The 16,337-nt window shown below is 47.6% G+C and carries 15 protein-coding genes; 8 read left to right on the plus strand and 7 right to left on the minus strand.

Going from position 1 to position 16,337, the window contains the following annotated elements; genetic code table 11:
* Nucleotides 1-73: 73 nt before the first annotated feature.
* Nucleotides 74-1,135, minus strand: a complete 1,062-nt coding sequence (locus ACXIT9_RS11080; RefSeq protein ID WP_458056294.1) for a M42 family metallopeptidase — start codon at nucleotides 1,133-1,135, stop codon at nucleotides 74-76.
* Between the two features lie 109 nt (nucleotides 1,136-1,244).
* Between ACXIT9_RS11080 and ACXIT9_RS11085 the strand changes: the two genes are divergently transcribed.
* Genes ACXIT9_RS11085 through ACXIT9_RS11095 form a run of 3 tightly spaced genes read left to right on the plus strand, consistent with a single transcriptional unit; the run spans nucleotide 1,245 to nucleotide 3,782 of the window.
* Nucleotides 1,245-2,006: a sulfite exporter TauE/SafE family protein gene (locus ACXIT9_RS11085; RefSeq protein WP_458056295.1), complete on the plus strand. Its 762-nt coding sequence runs from the start codon at nucleotides 1,245-1,247 to the stop codon at nucleotides 2,004-2,006.
* Nucleotides 2,007-2,018: 12 nt separating this feature from the next.
* Complete coding sequence (locus ACXIT9_RS11090) at nucleotides 2,019-3,404, plus strand: hypothetical protein (protein ID WP_458056296.1); 1,386 nt, start codon at nucleotides 2,019-2,021, stop codon at nucleotides 3,402-3,404.
* 21 nt (nucleotides 3,405-3,425) lie between these two features.
* Complete coding sequence (locus ACXIT9_RS11095; RefSeq protein ID WP_458056297.1) at nucleotides 3,426-3,782, plus strand: response regulator; 357 nt, start codon at nucleotides 3,426-3,428, stop codon at nucleotides 3,780-3,782.
* A gap of 437 nt (nucleotides 3,783-4,219) precedes the next feature.
* Here ACXIT9_RS11095 and ACXIT9_RS11100 read toward each other — a convergent pair whose 3' ends face one another.
* Nucleotides 4,220-6,091, minus strand: coding sequence for a CocE/NonD family hydrolase (locus ACXIT9_RS11100; RefSeq protein ID WP_458056298.1), 1,872 nt, complete (start codon nucleotides 6,089-6,091; stop codon nucleotides 4,220-4,222).
* Nucleotides 6,092-6,320: 229 nt separating this feature from the next.
* On the opposite strand from ACXIT9_RS11100, the gene ACXIT9_RS11105 reads away from it, so the two are divergent.
* Nucleotides 6,321-6,782, plus strand: a complete 462-nt coding sequence (locus tag ACXIT9_RS11105) for a CBS domain-containing protein (RefSeq protein WP_458056299.1) — start codon at nucleotides 6,321-6,323, stop codon at nucleotides 6,780-6,782.
* A 149-nt stretch (nucleotides 6,783-6,931) separates the two neighbouring features.
* Here ACXIT9_RS11105 and ACXIT9_RS11110 read toward each other — a convergent pair whose 3' ends face one another.
* A complete protein-coding gene (locus tag ACXIT9_RS11110) occupies nucleotides 6,932-8,305 on the minus strand; it encodes a TIGR00341 family protein (RefSeq protein ID WP_458056300.1) in 1,374 nt (457 codons plus the stop codon).
* Between the two features lie 519 nt (nucleotides 8,306-8,824).
* Here ACXIT9_RS11110 and ACXIT9_RS11115 point away from each other — a divergent pair.
* The 3 genes from ACXIT9_RS11115 to ACXIT9_RS11125 are packed head-to-tail and all read left to right on the plus strand — an operon-like array spanning nucleotide 8,825 to nucleotide 11,347.
* A complete protein-coding gene (locus ACXIT9_RS11115) occupies nucleotides 8,825-9,622 on the plus strand; it encodes an MlaE family ABC transporter permease (protein ID WP_458056301.1) in 798 nt (265 codons plus the stop codon).
* A gap of 1 nt (nucleotide 9,623) precedes the next feature.
* The gene (locus ACXIT9_RS11120; protein WP_458056302.1) at nucleotides 9,624-10,370 is read left to right on the plus strand and encodes an ABC transporter ATP-binding protein; all 747 of its coding nucleotides are present in this window, start codon (nucleotides 9,624-9,626) and stop codon (nucleotides 10,368-10,370) included.
* Nucleotides 10,370-11,347, plus strand: coding sequence for an MlaD family protein (locus tag ACXIT9_RS11125; protein WP_458056303.1), 978 nt, complete (start codon nucleotides 10,370-10,372; stop codon nucleotides 11,345-11,347). The genes ACXIT9_RS11120 and ACXIT9_RS11125 overlap by 1 nt, the downstream gene beginning before the upstream one ends.
* A gap of 95 nt (nucleotides 11,348-11,442) precedes the next feature.
* Here ACXIT9_RS11125 and ACXIT9_RS11130 read toward each other — a convergent pair whose 3' ends face one another.
* Genes ACXIT9_RS11130 through ACXIT9_RS11140 form a run of 3 tightly spaced genes read right to left on the minus strand, consistent with a single transcriptional unit; the run spans nucleotide 11,443 to nucleotide 12,560 of the window.
* The gene (locus ACXIT9_RS11130; RefSeq protein WP_458056304.1) at nucleotides 11,443-11,661 is read right to left on the minus strand and encodes a hypothetical protein; all 219 of its coding nucleotides are present in this window, start codon (nucleotides 11,659-11,661) and stop codon (nucleotides 11,443-11,445) included.
* A gap of 32 nt (nucleotides 11,662-11,693) precedes the next feature.
* Nucleotides 11,694-12,371: a hypothetical protein gene (locus ACXIT9_RS11135; protein ID WP_458056305.1), complete on the minus strand. Its 678-nt coding sequence runs from the start codon at nucleotides 12,369-12,371 to the stop codon at nucleotides 11,694-11,696.
* A gap of 6 nt (nucleotides 12,372-12,377) precedes the next feature.
* On the minus strand, nucleotides 12,378-12,560 hold the full coding sequence (locus tag ACXIT9_RS11140) for a hypothetical protein (protein WP_458056306.1): 183 nt from the start codon (nucleotides 12,558-12,560) through the stop codon (nucleotides 12,378-12,380).
* A gap of 407 nt (nucleotides 12,561-12,967) precedes the next feature.
* On the opposite strand from ACXIT9_RS11140, the gene acnA reads away from it, so the two are divergent.
* Complete coding sequence (gene acnA / locus ACXIT9_RS11145) at nucleotides 12,968-15,757, plus strand: aconitate hydratase AcnA (RefSeq protein WP_458056307.1); 2,790 nt, start codon at nucleotides 12,968-12,970, stop codon at nucleotides 15,755-15,757.
* A gap of 93 nt (nucleotides 15,758-15,850) precedes the next feature.
* Here the strand turns inward: acnA and ACXIT9_RS11150 are convergent, their stop codons facing one another.
* On the minus strand, nucleotides 15,851-16,249 hold the full coding sequence (locus ACXIT9_RS11150) for a hypothetical protein (protein ID WP_458056308.1): 399 nt from the start codon (nucleotides 16,247-16,249) through the stop codon (nucleotides 15,851-15,853).
* Between the last annotated feature and the right edge of the window lie 88 nt (nucleotides 16,250-16,337).

Below are 16,337 nucleotides of genomic sequence, written 5' to 3' on the forward strand. Positions count from 1 at the left end.
CGTTTCCAATAAGTAAAAAAGAGGGCTACAAAAGCCCTCTTTTTTTTTCATCCCTTTCCGAGTAGACGGGCATTTAGTGCTCCCAGTGGTAGGTATGTAGCTGCTCCAAGCAGGCCACTAGGAGGTTTACGCTACCTACGATGTCTGCCTTATGCGCACTTTCGATCACCTGATGCAGGTGGCGTGTTGGGATGGAGATGGCTCCGGCGATGGCGCCCTGCTTGCCCATCCGCTGTACCCCTGCGGTATCGGTTCCTCCAGCAGTAAGAATTTCCAGTTGGTACGGAATTTCCTGCTTTTGGGCTACCTGCTTCATGAAATTGACCATACGGTAGTCACAGATGCTCATGGCATCCATTACTTTAATCGCCGTACCTTTACCCAGCGCCGTAATTTGTTCATGCGGCTGAGCACCAGGAACATCGAAGGCGATGGTCGTGTCCAGTGCGATTCCGAAGTCTGGATTAATATGGTGCGCGGCCACCATCGCTCCCCGGATGCCCACTTCCTCCTGCACGGTAAACACGGCATAGACATCATGGGAAGGATTTTTTAGCTGGCGCAAAGCTTCCAGCTGCACATAAACAGCCACGCGATTGTCGATAGACTTACAGTTGACACAGTGCCCCATTTCGATGAGAGAGCGCTCGCGGGTGATGGGATCGCCTACTTGGATACAGGCTTCCACCTCTTCTTTAGATAGGCCTAGGTCGATAAAATAATCACTCGTTTTCGGAAGCTTGGCGCGTTCTTCGGGGCTCATCACGTGGATCGGCTTGGAACCCATGACGCCGATAAGAGGTTTTTTGCCGTGGATGATAACCCGCTGTGCGGTGAGTGTTTTGGGGTCGAATCCCCCCAAGGTGTGGAAGCGAACGAATCCCTGCTCGTCGATGTGGGTGACGATAAAGCCGATTTCGTCCATGTGGGCGGCGAGCATCACCTTTTTGCCTGAAGGATTTTGCGCAGCGCGCTTGATGGCCACCACAGATCCCAGGTTATCGACGAACACCTCGTCCGCTAAGCCTTCTAATTCTTTTAGGATCAAGTCACGGATCGGTTTTTCAAATCCGGGAGCTCCCGGCGTTTCACATAATTGGCCCAGTAGGGCGACATTTACTTCATGTAAGGCCATACAGTTCTTTATTTTTAGATGAAGATAAGCAGGAATAAGGAGTGAAATTGAAATTTGGCATGCTATTTTCTTTTAAACGTTTAAGAATTTGTTTAAAACAAGAAAATGTATGATCCAACTCCTATTCGTGCTCTTGGGGGCATTTGTTGTTTTTATATTAAGTACCTTAACAGGAGGTGGGGCCAGCTTGTTACTGATGCCGCTGGTGGCGGTGGTCGTGGGCGTGAAGGCTGTGGCGCCGGTGATGGCGATCAGCATCGGGATGAGCTCCACATCGAAGGTTTTATTTTTCTGGCGCGACATTGACTGGAAGCTTTTCGCCTGGTTATTTCCATCTACCATCATAGGGTCGATTTTGGGGGCTAGCTTGTTTGCAAGTTTATCGGCAGATTTCTTGCAGGTGCTCATTGGTTTACTGCTCATCTCTACCGTTTTCCAGTTTAACCAGAAAGAAAAAAAGCCTCGGTTTCAGATAAAGGCTTGGCATTTTGCTCCCATGGGGCTGGTGGTGTCCTTTCTGTCCGGCTTGATCGGAGGGGTGGGGCCGCTGATGAATTCTGCCTACCTGAATTATGGCATTAGCAAAGAGAGTCTACTGGGTACGCGAAGCGCAAATGCCATCGTACTCCATATTACGAAAATAATAAGTTACGCCTATTTTGGCTATGTAACGGGCGAGGTGATCACCTATGGTTTGATGATCGGGGTATCGTCCATCCTAGCCGTTTATGTGGGCAAAAAGATTTTAGCGCGCATGTCGGATTTGTTTTTCCGTAAGATAGTAGTCGCCAGCATGGTGCTCAGTGGGGTGCTGATGCTGTGGAAGAACAGGGACTATGTGGTAGCCTTTATAGAAAATTTACAAGCATAAAGCGATTTAAAGATGAAATTAAGTATTTCGAATCATGTGCACCTGGTGGAACAGGGTGATTTCGAGGCGACGGATCACTGGTATCCGCGTGTTTTGAACTCGAATATCCATCCGCTGGTGGCCTATTTTCTCAATTTGACACACGAGCAGATGGTGGAGCGTTACCATCGCATCCATCCGCAGACAGATAAGGAAGCGCTTCTTGAGTTGTTTCGCTATCAGCCGACCTATTTCCGCTGGGCGGGAACGGATATGATGCACGTCATTAACCATGAAGGCAATCGGAAATTGACGCTGATCGAGACGAACTCTTGCCCTTCGGGCCAAAAGTCCATGCCGCTGCTGGATTTAAATGTAGAACAGGGTGGCTACCGTAGGCTGATTGAAAAGACGTTCAAGCCTATGATCGATGCGCATCAGGAGACAGGTAAGCTAGCCGTACTCTATGATAAAAATCCGATGGAAAACTTGGGCTATGCGGCTACTATAGCAGATGTGATGGGCGAGGATGTGTTAATCGCTAAGTTTGACAAGGCGGATCAAGATCCACCAGCTAAATTTATCGACGGGAAGCTCCACATCCGAGGGGAAAAAGAGCAGTGGGAAGAAGTTCGGGCCGCTTTTCGGTATGTTACCCAGGAGCCTTGGACACGTATTCCCGAGCAGGCAAAAACCTTGCTCTTAAATCCGATAGAAGCTTGTCTGGCAGGTGGTCGGAATAAAAAAGTAGCGAGTGAGGCCTATGATGCTTTTAATGAGGCCTTCGCTGAGAAAGGGTTAAGTATCTTTACGCCGCAGACTGTACGTGATGTCCCCTATGAAGACATAGAAAAGCATTTTCATGCCCTAGGTGGTGCCATGGTGATCAAGGTCCCGGATTCGAACGCCGGTCAAGGGGTGTTTACAGTAGTTTCGGAGGAGGAGTTAGCACGCGCCTTAAAAGCGATTAACAAAGAAGACCGTTTTCTGGTACAGCAGTTGATCCAAAGCAATTATGTTCCCGGTCAGGATACATCGAATGCCTGGTACCATGTGGGCACGATTCCCGATTCCAAGGGCAGGAGCTTTGCTTTTGACTTGCGTTTAATGATGCATGCTACTTCGGAGGGCGTACGTCCTTTGGCTGTTTACAGCCGTAGGTCCCGGTTTCCATTAAATCAGGCCTTACCGGAAGGGATGGACTCTTGGGAGGTGTATGGCACGAACCTGTCCGTGAAGGGAGAGGACGGTTGGACCTATGCCGATGAGCGGTTGATGCTCTTCGATATTCGCAACTTCGGTCAGCTGGGCTTGGGAGTGGATGAATTAATTAAAGGTTTTGTGCAGTCCGTCATGGCCGTGTATGCGATCGACCAGCATGCGATCCGCACCTTTGGAGAAAAGAATAGGAATCACTAAATTAACCAAAAAAGGAATCAAATGAGTGCGAAGATATTAATTGTTGAAGATGACGTCGTGTTCTGCAAGATGCTGACACGTTTTTTGTCCAAGCAGGGCTATGAGGTGCGCGATGCGCAAAACGGGAAAGATGCGAAGGAGCTGATCGCATTAAATACCTTTGATTTGGCGATTTTAGATTATCGGCTGCCCGATATGAATGGGATTGAGATTTTACAGCACATGCGTGCGGAAGAGGCTACGGCAAAGGTGATCTTGATTACGCGTTATGGAGATGATGAAATCGCCTCTAAGGCGATAGAGGAGGGGGCAGCGGCTTTTGTTTCTAAGCCGATAAATCCTAAGGAGCTTACTGAAGTCATTCATCAGGTGCTGTAAGGCACCTTTTTTTATGGCACTACCTGAAGGAGGCTTTTGTGATGAGTAGTGTGTTTTTCGAGATGAAAAATAATTTACTGTCAATAAATCATAAGTATTTTGCTACCGATTAGTGCGCAGGAGTCTGCTTACTTTTACACTATCAGCACAAAGAAAAAGGATTCGCGATTTTTTTGTCTGATGGCGGAAAGTCGGATTTTTTTCACTTTATTTTTTTGTGGCCCATGTTGCGACATGTTACGCATTTTTTAGGAACCCGACACGGCTGGAAGCAAAAAAGTGCCCCCTACACCGAGCGGTATAGGGGGCCTTTCCATTTCGTTTTGGTTGGTTTTGCGCGAAGCGCCTGCACGGAACACCCGTGGTGTCTAAAATAGTGTATTCCTAGCAGCGGAAACTGCACCCACTTCGGGGATTTAGCGCCCTGTCCAACAGGATTAGGGCTGCAGCCTGCGGGTTTTAATCCGTGTGCCATCATGGTACACGCTGTGAAGTGCTGGGATAAAGTCGGTATCTTCCGCTTGGAAAATATTCTCTACGTAGCGCTGGGGATTGCGGTCGATGAGTGGAAACCAGGTGCTTTGGATTTGGATCTGGATTTTATGCCCTTTTTTAAAGGTATGAAAAACGTCCTGAAGTAGGAGGGGCACTTCTGTGGGGATATTGGCCTGGAAAGGTTTCGGTTTGCTAAAGTCCTCACGGTAGCGACCTCGGATCACTTCAGAGCGTACCATCATGTGGTAATTACTCAGGTGCACACCTGCTTGCACATGCGGATGATCGGGGGTGTCAGCGGGGAAGACATCAACGAGTTTCACGATCCAATCGGCATCTCCTGCATCGGTGCTCACGAGAAGTTCCGCGAGGATCTCACCGACCAGTGTGATATCCTCTTCGAGGACTTCGGTTTCGAAGACAAGCACATCTGGCCGCCTGGCGGCAAAGCGCTGGTCATCGGCCATGTATTTTCGCGGGGTGAAATTAAATTTGATGTCCTGGCTGTAAGGCACTGGCTTGGCAGGATCTGAGAGGAAGCTGCTTTTCGTGTCCTTTGCCGCAGGCGAAGTGCTCAGGCGTCCATTCGCATGTGTGTAAAAGCTAATTTCCGCGCTATTTTTCGGAGGCCACTCCTCGAAAGAAGACCAACCATGCTTGCCGGTATCGAACACATAAGCTTCGGGGAGACCGGTTTTCCCATCGCCCTCCTCTTTTAGGAAGTGACGGAAGAAGTTGGCCTCGATTTCACGCTGATAGTGGGTGCTCAGGCTATCGCCAAAGTAAATGTTAGATACCTGTTGGCGGCCGCGCTCTCTAGCCCAGTCCCCATGTGACCAAGGTCCCATGACTAAGGTATTATAGGTGCCGGGATTATGCTCCTCGATCGTTTTATAAATCGTAAGTGGCCCATAGAGATCTTCAGCATCGAACCAGCCGCCAACAGTCATTACCGCAGGGCGGATATTTTCTTTCAGGTGCGGGATGATGCTCCGCTCTTGCCAAAAGCTATTGTAGTCTGGGTTTTCTTTCAGCTGTGTCCAAAAAAAGTTATCTGGGCCATAGTACTGATCGGCATTTTTTAGGGAGCCCATGTCCATAAAAAACTGGTAGGCATCTTTGGTGCCGGTATTGACCATTTGGTACCAGGGCTTGTCGGTAGGGCCATCGTGTTGGTAGCCAAAAACTGCGGTGGCCACCCAGTAGCTTAGAAAATAGGCACCGTTATGGTGGAAGTCGTCGAAATAAAAATCACCGATGGGAGCTTGCGGGGAGACTGCTTTCAGGGCGGGGTGGGCATAGGGGAGGGAAGCTGCCGAGTAGAAGCCCGGATAAGAGATACCCCACTGTCCGAAGCGTCCATTACTTTCTTCGCCGAGCGCATCCAGTAAAAATTCGATCGTGTCGTAGGTGTCGGTGCTTTCGTCGATGACGGTATTTGAACTACGGTCAGCTTGAGTAGGTCGCATATTGTCATAAGTGCCTTCCGACATCCATCGGCCGCGGACATCTTGGTAGGCGAAGATGTAGCATTCTTTCATCATGGTTTCGGAGGGGCCGAGGCTGGTTTTCATAGCTTCACCATAGGGGCCTGCACTGTAGGGGGTGCGCTGCATGACGACAGGGTAGGCGCGGCTTTTGTCTTTCGGTAGATAGACCTCAGTGTGGAGGTGCACCCCGTCCCGCATGGGGATTTTAAAGGTCTTTTTCGTGTAGTGCGTAGGGACGTAGTTTTTTTCTGTGGTTTCTTGCTGCGCAAAACCTATTTCTAGGCCTACGAACATGACCAGCAGTAGAAGATAAAGTGGCTTCATAATAGTGTTTTTTTATAAAACTACACGTTTTCTTTCAGGACTGTATCCTTTTTTCCATAAAAGTGGCCTGTTAAGGGCTTAATGGCCACTTTTGCTGCGCTAGCAGCTACCAGGTATGCACTTTTATTCGGTAAATATAGAAATAGATTTATTAAAATTAGGTACTTATGATTTGGAATTCCTAAATATTTTTTGTAAATTCCAATTCACAATCTAAATAAGATGTCTTATGGTCAAGAGCTTTCAAGGAGTACGTATGGTTGAAACCAAGAAAAACGAGGCAGCCCTTACGGTGGGAGCCTGTATGAGTACGAAGTTGATTACTTTTCGGCCGGAGGATCCGGTACTAAAGGTCGTGGAGGTCTTCGCCCAAAAGAAAATCTCGGGTGCTCCGGTCGTGGATGATGCGGGGAAATTAATCGGAATGATTTCAGAGGGGGATTGTTTACAGGAAGTGATTCGGGGCAAGTATTCGAATACGCCTCAGTATCCAAAGACGGTAGAAAACTACATGACACGCGAGGTGCGCACCTTACAGCAAGACATGTCACTTTTCGACGCGGCACAAGCTTTCCGTATGGAAAAGGTGCGGCGTTTTCCGGTGTTAAGTGCTTCGGGACAACTTGTGGGCCAAATTAGTATCAGTGATGTCATACGTGTATTTGCCCGTTTACAAGCGACTACCTGGTAGAAGTAAATGATGCAGGAGATAGCTGTGTACTGCATGCAAGTCGGCTGTGGGAAACGTGCTGTATGGCTAAAAGATGCTCAGATTTTCCAAGTGAAGAGGGAGGCATCGGAAGACCCTATGCATTTGGTTTTTAAGCCATTCTTTTCGGTTTACTGAACGATGAGGGCCACCGTGTCAGCCTGCGTGCGCACTTTCAGCCATTCTTGGAAGCGTGCCAGCTCGGCCTGACTGGGACGTTTTTGGAAACCGGCATAAGCCATGAGTAAGGTATCTACTTTTCCTTCTGCATTGGCCAGAAGTACTTGGTTGAGGGTAAAGCGCTGCAGGTCTTTATGGTGTACGCGTGCCTCTCGCAGGAAAAGAGGAGCTTGTCCAGCAGTGGCCACATATCCTTCCAGCTCTCTTTCCAAGAGGGCTATTTTTTTGTCTTTATCCTCTAGCGTCGCCATATTGCGATCGTAGAGATCTTTTAGAATATCGGAGCGCAACACATTCATGTCAGCCGCGGGATCCCCGCTTTGCTTGATACTTACATAGGTATTTTTAAGACCGAAGGTCTCCGTTTTCTTTTTTATGGCTGAAAGTTGATCCTCGGTCAATTTATCTCCGATCAGCACCACTTCGATATGGCTGCTGTCTGCAGCGTAGAAAAGTTTCGTATTGATGACCTGCGTCCGTTCGAAGTCGAATTCTGTAGCGATGAAGGTGTTGGCACCCTTCTCCCAAAAGGTTCGGGTCACGATGTTATAGGCGAGATAAACACTTGGAATGATGGTGGCTAGCGCAAAGAAGGTGATGTACTGTCGGACCTGTTTTTCTCTCCGGGGATCCAGAAATTCCTTTTTTGGAAAGTGCATAAAGCGCACGATCAGATAAGTGGAGATACTGATGAATACGGAGTTGATGAAAAACAAGTAAAACGCCCCGAAGAAGTAATACATATTTCCGGTGGCCAGGCCAAATCCTGCGGTACACAGTGGCGGCATAAGCGCCGTGGCGATAGCTACGCCAGGGATGGCATTGCTTTTTTCTTTTCGAGATCCTGCTACGATGCCTGCTAGCCCTCCGAAGAAGGCGATGAGCACGTCCCAGATCGTCGGTTCTGTCCGGGCGAGGAGCTCGGATTGCGCGTCATCGAGTGGGGTAAAACTGAAATAAAGGGTGGAGGTCAGGATACTGATCAGTACAGCGATGCTCAAGTTTTTAAAGGACTTTTTTACGAGCTCGAAATCATTTATACCTGCTGCTAGTCCGATTCCCATGATAGGCCCCATGAGGGGGGAGATTAACATGGCGCCGATGATGACCGCGGTGGAATTGACATTTAAGCCTACCGAAGCGACGAGTATAGCGAAAATGAGAATCCAGAGATTGGCGCCTCGGAATTCCACATTTTTGCGGATATAGTCGATGGTCTCGGCCTCTTCTTCTTTGCCTTCATGCAAGTCAAAGCGTTCCCGAATAAAGAACCAAATGTCTTGAAGCTTATCTGTCCAACGGGCTTTGGTAGGGGACTTCTGCATATACTGTCGCTCTTAAAGATCCGAAAATACACTTTTTTTTTGAATCCCTTTACAGGAAAGAGGAGGGGAGAGCCATTTCGGGCCGCCTTCTGCTTAAATAAGGAAGAGCTGAAACACGACGTTAACGCTTGTTTTTGGCAGCTGGCTGCCCAATAACCTTTGTTTACAGCCTACTTTATCCCCAAGAAGATAACCCTATACGTAACATGAATAGATAATGCATAAGTAATTGATAAAAAGTGCATTAAGTAAATTTTAGACACGTCTAATTTAGAATTAGCTAAATAAGTTAGGATTGGCTAAATCAAAAAAATAGCTGTTTCCGATCCGAAAGGCGTTTGAAAAAGTTAACTTTGTGAAAAGGGTTAAAAAGAATTCAGCGCGTAGATGTCAGCAGTACATGCTTTGGAATGTTATTTGCGGTTAAAGCAGCTAGTTTCTACAACAATCCTTTACCTGCTCATCCTGTAAGAAGGTGGCGGGTGACATTTTTATAAAAGCTTTAGAGAATGAATTATTATGGGGCAGATGCCAGCTACTAAGGGGCCTGTAATCAGTAAAAAGATCGATCGTTTTTTTATTGGTTTAGCAAGCGCCTTTTTATTTGTCAAGCGATTCTTTCAGGAGGTTTGGAAGCCACCGTATGAGTTTAAGGAGATCGCGCGGCAGTGTTATGAAATCGGATACCGCAGTTTACCACTGATCTCGCTAACGGGGTTTATCGTAGGGGTGGTGTTCACAAATCAGTCTCGCCCTTCCTTATCTGAATTTGGGGCGACGTCTTGGCTACCTGCCTTAATATCGATCGCCATCATCCGCGCGATGGGTCCTTTGGTGACCGCACTCATAGCGGCGGGAAAGGTCGGATCTAGTATTGGGGCGGAAATTGGCTCCATGAAAGTGACCGAGCAGATCGATGCGATGGAGGTCTCTGCCATTAATCCCTTCAAGTATTTAGTAGTCACTCGGACTTTAGCGGCCACGTTTATGATACCTGTATTGGTTATGTACACCGACTTTGTGGCCTTAATGGGTGCCTTCTTAAATGTAAATGCAAACGAGATGGTCTCCTTGTCTACTTTCTTCGTACAGGTATTTGAGGCCGTCTCCTTTTTAGACATCTTTTCTTCTATATTAAAATCCTTAGTCTTCGGCTTCACGATTGGAATAGTAGGCTGCTACAAGGGATATAATTCCTCTAAAGGAACAGAAGGTGTAGGAAAAGCAGCCAATGCTGCGGTGGTCATGGCCATGTTTCTCATCTTTATCGAGGAACTGCTGGCGCTTCAAATTGTAAACGCCATACGTGCAATGTAATATGGAAAAGGTTGTTGAAATTCGCGACTTGTACAAATCATTCGGCGACAATCACGTCCTCCGAGGTGTGGATTTGGACCTATTTAAAGGAGAAAACCTTGTCGTTTTAGGAAAATCGGGCACAGGGAAATCGGTCTTGATTAAAATCATGGTGGGTTTACTGACGATCGACTCCGGAGACATTACCATCTTCGGGCAATCGATTAAAGGCTTGAAGCTTAGTGCTCTCAATAAATTACGCTTGCGCATCGGATTCGCCTTTCAGCATTCTGCACTTTACGATAGTATGACCGTGCGCGAAAATATGGAGTTTCCGCTGACACGTAATGTGAAAGGGCTCAGCCGTAAAGAAATCGATTATCGGATAGACCGCTTGCTAAACTCAGTAGGCCTACCGCAAACGGCCAACCAGATGCCTTCGGAATTGTCCGGTGGTCAAAAAAAGCGTATTGGGGTAGCTAGAACCTTGGTTTTAGAACCAGAGATCATGTTGTACGATGAACCCACAGCAGGTTTGGACCCGATCACCTGTATGGAGATCAACCACTTGATCAACCAGGTACGAGAGGAGTTTAACACCTCTTCCATCGTCATCACCCACGATCTTACGTGTGCGAAAGAAACAGGAGATCGAATGGCCGTCTTACTCGACGGACAGTTTGGTGCGGTGGGCACCTTTGAAGAGGTATTTCATGCCGAAGCAGATCCTCGTATTAAGTCTTTCTACGATTATAACTTCATTCAATAATGAGAAACGATAATAAAAAGAATGTCATAGTAGGTATTTTCGTTTTTATCGGAATTGCCATCCTTGTTGCCGGCGTACTTACGCTTGGCGGACAGCAAAAAAAGTTTGTCAAAAGTATCCGCCTAAAAGCGGTCTTTGATGATGTGGCTGGTTTGCAGCCTGGAAATAATGTGTGGTTCTCCGGGGTGAAAATTGGGAATGTCCGACGTATTAATTTCTACGGTGATTCTCAAGTGGAAATCGAAATGAATATCGAATCGAAAACCAAAGACTTTATTCGTAAAGATTCTAAGGCCACCATCAGCTCTGATGGACTTATCGGAAATAAAATCATCGTTCTCTACGGCGGAACCTCCGCCGCTGGCGTGGTTGAAGATGGAGATCGCCTACTCACCGAAATGCCCTTGGATACAGAGCAGATGATGGTTACCCTTCAAGAGAATAACCAAAACTTGGTCTCCATCACCAATGATCTGAAAACGCTTACAGGAAAAATCGCCGCGGGGGAAGGAATCATCGGTTCCACACTGATGGATACGACCATAGCCGAAAGCTTTAAAACCATGCTCTTGAATTTTGAATCAAGTTCAAGGACGGCGAATCAAATGCTTGTGGAGCTCAATCGCTTTTCGAGGGAGCTCAACAAAGAAGGAAACCTGATCCATGATCTTACTACAGACGATGCCCTTTATGCAGGACTTAAGGAAACCATGGCCTCTTTTCAGTCGACTGCTGGTCAATTAGAGCGGATGACGGAAAGCTTAAACGCGATCACAGATAAACTACAGCAGTCGGATAATACAGCCGGTCTCCTGTTAAATGACGAGGAGACGGCGGCTACCATGAAAAGTTTGGTCAACAAGCTAGACGAATCGGCTACTTCCTTAAATGCAGGCTTGGATGCCCTTGAATACACATGGCCCTTTCGAAGAGGTTTTAAACGTAAAGCCAAAGCGGAAGAGGCAGCTTCCCGATAGTTCTGCTAGATAAGGAGTAAATCATTTCACTTTACGAAAAAGAAAAGTCTTTTGACTATGGGTCAAAAGACTTTTTTTTAATAATTTGTTTTTAACTAGGCTTCTATTGGTGTGCTTCCACCATAGGTATTGATGCCCACTACACCAGACTGTCCACCACCAGGACTTTCTTTAAACGACGTATAGGCCTCCTGTAAAGCGCACCATGCTTTTTTGGTTAAGCTTCCCAAACTGTGAAAAATGGAGCCTCCCAGGATTGCGGCGGAGTCCGCAGAAGATAGCGGCTTTAGCATAACATTTTCTTGATTTTTCATAAAAAAATAAAATTAAAATTTTGTTTAGCTACTTAGCTGGACCACCAATAAGCAAGCATAAGTAGCAATAAAAGTAAGACGTGAAAGACGACACGATGCAGCACTGCCGGCCAAAAGCCATGACGAAGATGCGTTATACCTGTACATAGTCCAGAGCTAAACAGTTGGATAGCTAAGAGGCATGTAACGCTCAAGGGCATAGGTAGCTCCTCAGAAAATAGAAACATGCGCATACCGGCATAAAAGAGCGCACTTCCTATCAGGCAATAGAGGGCTTTATCGTAGAGTCGTTTTGAAGCTGCCAGAGACCCTATGAAAAGCAGTAGTCCGGCAGCGAGTAGCTGCTGCTGTAGTTCTGCCTTTAGTAAGAGCGTAGCAACAAAAAAGAGGGCAGCCGCAGCACCTGAATACCACAGGAATTTGCGTGCATGAAAATAAGCACGTAGCAGAAATTCGTCCAGCGGAATCCACAGCAAGGTGAAAAAGGAGATGATAAAATAGGTGTTATCCCAAATTTCGGACCTATCTAACGTGCTTTCTACGGAATCGGCTTCTCCCGTTAGCAGTAGGATGCTGATGATAGCTGCCGTGATGAGCAAGTGAATCCCAATAATTTGGAAAAAACGACTATCTAACCGCTGTTTATTCCTCTGATAATTAGAAGTTAAGGAAGAGGATTCGCGCCAGGATTTAATAATTTCTGCTACCATGTTTACTTAGTTTTCGTTTATTTCCTCACAAGCACAAGGGGTTTCATGAAAGCCATCCGCAAAATCATTAATGGCCTGTCGAATCCCTTCTGCCTTAAATACAAAATCGAAAAATCGGACTACACTCCATATAGTGCCGCCACGAATGCTGTAGATTTCCTCAGCATTTAGTTTTTCTACACACTTCATAATTGAAAAATTTAAAAATCACCACGTTTAAAGGAACGTCGTAAATACTTTGGGAATAAGTGTCAATGCCCGCTAGCAAGGCGAATGGCCTCACTTCCTTGATTCAAAGAAAGCCTCCTTCCGTGCTAAATCATGGACGAAGGAAAAAAAGGTCAAAAAGCAGGGGGGGACTAGCCAGTCCCTGATCTCCCTTTGTCCCGCAGGGACGTAAGTGCCAGCCCTTTTACAGACGCCAGCCCTCCTTCTTCGCAAGAAATGCCCTTTTCTGCCCCAGAAAAGAAAAGGATTAGGAGAAAAGGAATGATTTTTGGCCTTAAATCGTTAATTTGAAAGACTTTTAGACGCGGATACGAAGCAGAGGGGGAGAGGGGAGTCTACGGTAACGAACAACCTTAAACCATAACATCATGAAGCAAGATCCTTTTAAGAGTAAGCGTGAACTGAGTACCTCAAAAGGGCCCCTTACCTACTGGAGTCTGCAGGCCCTGCAGGAAGCCGGCTACCCGATTGAGACATTGCCTTTTTCCATTCGTATCCTGCTGGAGAATGCCCTTCGAAACTACGATGACTTCGGGGTGACTGAGGAACATATTAAGACGCTGGCCAACTGGTCGCCGGAAGCCTCCGATAAAGACATCCCTTTTAAGCCTGCACGCGTGCTGATGCAGGATTTTACAGGCGTCCCAGCTGTTGTAGACATCGCCTCCCTACGCGCTGAAGCAGTGCGGAAAGGTAAAAATGCCGATAAAATTAATCCGCTGATTCCAGTAGACTTGGTTATCGATCATTCCGTGCAGGTAGATTATTTTGGTACGCACTACAGTTATAAAAAGAATGTGGATGTCGAATACGAACGAAATGGAGAGCGCTATCAATTCTTAAAATGGGCACAAAAGGCTTTTGATAACTTTTCGGTGGTGCCGCCCGGCATGGGGATCTGCCATCAGGTAAATTTAGAATACCTCGCACAGGGAGTGATCGCTCGAGAAGGAGCTGTTTTTCCGGATACCTTAGTTGGAACCGACTCGCATACCCCGATGGTGAATGGGATCGGTGTAGTCGCCTGGGGTGTGGGCGGTATCGAGGCAGAGGCAGCGATTTTAGGGCAACCCATTTATTTTATTATGCCTGAGGTCGTGGGCCTCAAGTTAAGTGGCAGCTTACCCCTGGGGACCACTGCCACAGATATGGTTTTGACCATCACGCAGCTTTTACGTGCTTACGGTGTGGTCGGGAAGTTCGTAGAGGTTTTTGGCCCTGGCCTGGACAGCCTGAGTGTGCCCGACCGTGCCACCATCTCTAATATGAGTCCTGAATTCGGTTGTACGGTGACTTTTTTCCCGATCGATACTCGGACGCTCGATTACATGGAAAAGACAAACCGCAGTGCTGAACAGATCGAGCTCGTGGAAGCGTACTGTAAGGCCAACATGCTCTGGCGTGAAAATGAGGAAAAAATCCGGTACAGCACGGTGGTTTCCTTAAACTTAGACGATGTGGTCCCTACCGTGTCCGGGCCGAAACGTCCTCAGGATAAGATTCTCGTCAGCGAGTTTAAAGATAAGTTTCAGGAGCTGCTGCTCGAAAACTATGGCAGAACCTATATCCCCATCGACGACCGCGATAAGGCGGAGGGGCGCTGGCTGGATGAAGGGGGCTCCCAAACCCCTGCTTCTAGCAGTCAGGCTCCTGCGGCTGTGGAATACGAAACGAAGGTGAAGGATGGTCTTAAGACAGTTGTCGTCAAGCTGCATAATGAGAAATTCGCGCTTTACGATGGCTCCGTGGTTATCGCAGCGATTACCTCGTGTACGAATACCTCTAATCCTTCCGTGATGTTAGGCGCCGGCCTGGTGGCCAAAAAGGCCCGGGAGCATGGCCTAGACGTAAAACCGTGGGTGAAAACCTCCCTGGCACCTGGTTCCAAGGTGGTGACCGATTACTTAGAAAAGTCGGGCTTATTAGATGATTTAGAGGCACTTCGCTTTCATGTAGTGGGCTACGGCTGCACGTCCTGCATCGGAAACTCAGGGCCACTTCCCGTGCATATCGCTAAGGCAGTGGAGGAAAACGATCTCGTGGTGAGCTCGGTGCTTTCTGGCAATAGGAATTTCGAGGCGCGCGTGCACCCGCAAGTAAAAATGAACTACCTGATGTCCCCGATGCTGGTGGTCGCTTATGCGCTGGCAGGCCGCGTGGATCTTGACTTGAACGAAGAGCCCATCGGCTATGATCCCAACTTGCAGCCCGTTTATTTAAAGGATATTTGGCCGTCGAATGAGGAAATTCATGAGCAAATGCGCAAAGTCCTCAGCCCGGAGGATTATGCCCGAAGTTATGGGGAAATTTTCGAAGGAAACGAGCAGTGGAAAGCGCTAGAAGCACCCAAAGACGCTGTTTATCAGTGGGATGAGGCAAGTACGTACATCAAGGAAGCCCCTTTTTTCGATGGTATTTCTCAGGAGCCGGCTACGCCAAAGGACATCGAAGGGGCACGGGTTTTACTTAAACTGGGGGATTCTATCACCACCGACCACATTTCTCCGGCAGGCTCTTTTAAGCCGGACAGTCCAGCAGGTCGCTACTTACAGGAGCGAGGTGTCGATCCGAAAGACTTTAACAGTTACGGTTCTCGAAGAGGGAATGATGAGGTCATGACCCGTGGAACCTTTGCGAATGTGCGGATAAAAAATGCCCTTGCCAAACAGGAGGGGGGCTACACGCGCCTCTTGCCAGATGGGGAGGAGATGCCAGTTTATGATGCCGCCATGCAGTACCGAGAGCAAGGCACTCCGCTGCTGGTGTTAGCAGGTAAAGAATATGGTTCCGGTTCCTCCCGGGACTGGGCAGCTAAGGGGACGAATTTACTTGGCATACGGATGGTACTCGCCGAATCCTACGAGCGTATCCATCGTAGTAATTTGGTGGGCATGGGCGTGCTTCCCGCACAATATAGGGAGGGCGAAAATGCCGAACAGTTAGGCTTGACAGGCGAAGAAACCTTTACCGTGACCGGTATAGCCGAGGGGCTATCGCCCCAAAAGATGTTGGACGTGAAGGCTGTAGCTGCCGATGGTTCCAGTAAAACTTTCCAAGTACACTGCCGCTTGGATTCCCAAATAGAAGTAGCCTACTACACGCATGGCGGGATTTTGCATTATGTGCTCCGACAGTTCCTGAATCAAAAGGAGGACTAAGGAATACGTTAGGTTCCGTCCAGCGGCACCTTATGGCTAGGTACTATAGGTAAAGATGTCCGTTTTGGGTTTTTGACCTGAAACGGACATTTTTTATGGACCAACCTGCTTCAGGTAAAGAAAGCGGTCTTTCCAAATCGTCAGGTACAAGATAAGGTAGCCGATAATCAGCGTGGTGGGCAGTAAAAAAAGCGGATTTTTGGTTTTATAGGTCAAGTAAAGGCCGATCAGGGTGAAAACCAGTAAGGCTGTGCGAATTAAATTGCGCAGCACCGTATGTATCTCGTAGGTAGCACCATCCTCTAGCTTATCAAATGCGTAAACCGGGCTGCTACACCAGTCTTGGTGGACGCGAAGCGACTCTCCCGCATGAAGGGAAATTTCTTGACGCATGCGATCGAAGGACAGGCGCCTACTGCCTTTACTCAGCTGTAATTCACGGACATTCTCTAAGGCTTTGGCACGTACTAGGGTGATGGTTTTTTCTTGCATACCTGCTGGATGAAAAGAGTAAAATCGAAGATACCCAATTTTACCCGAGTGCGCCACATATTTTTATGCAGAAAAAGGGGATTTACGA

It is taken from the genome of Nitritalea sp. (genome assembly GCF_054166705.1).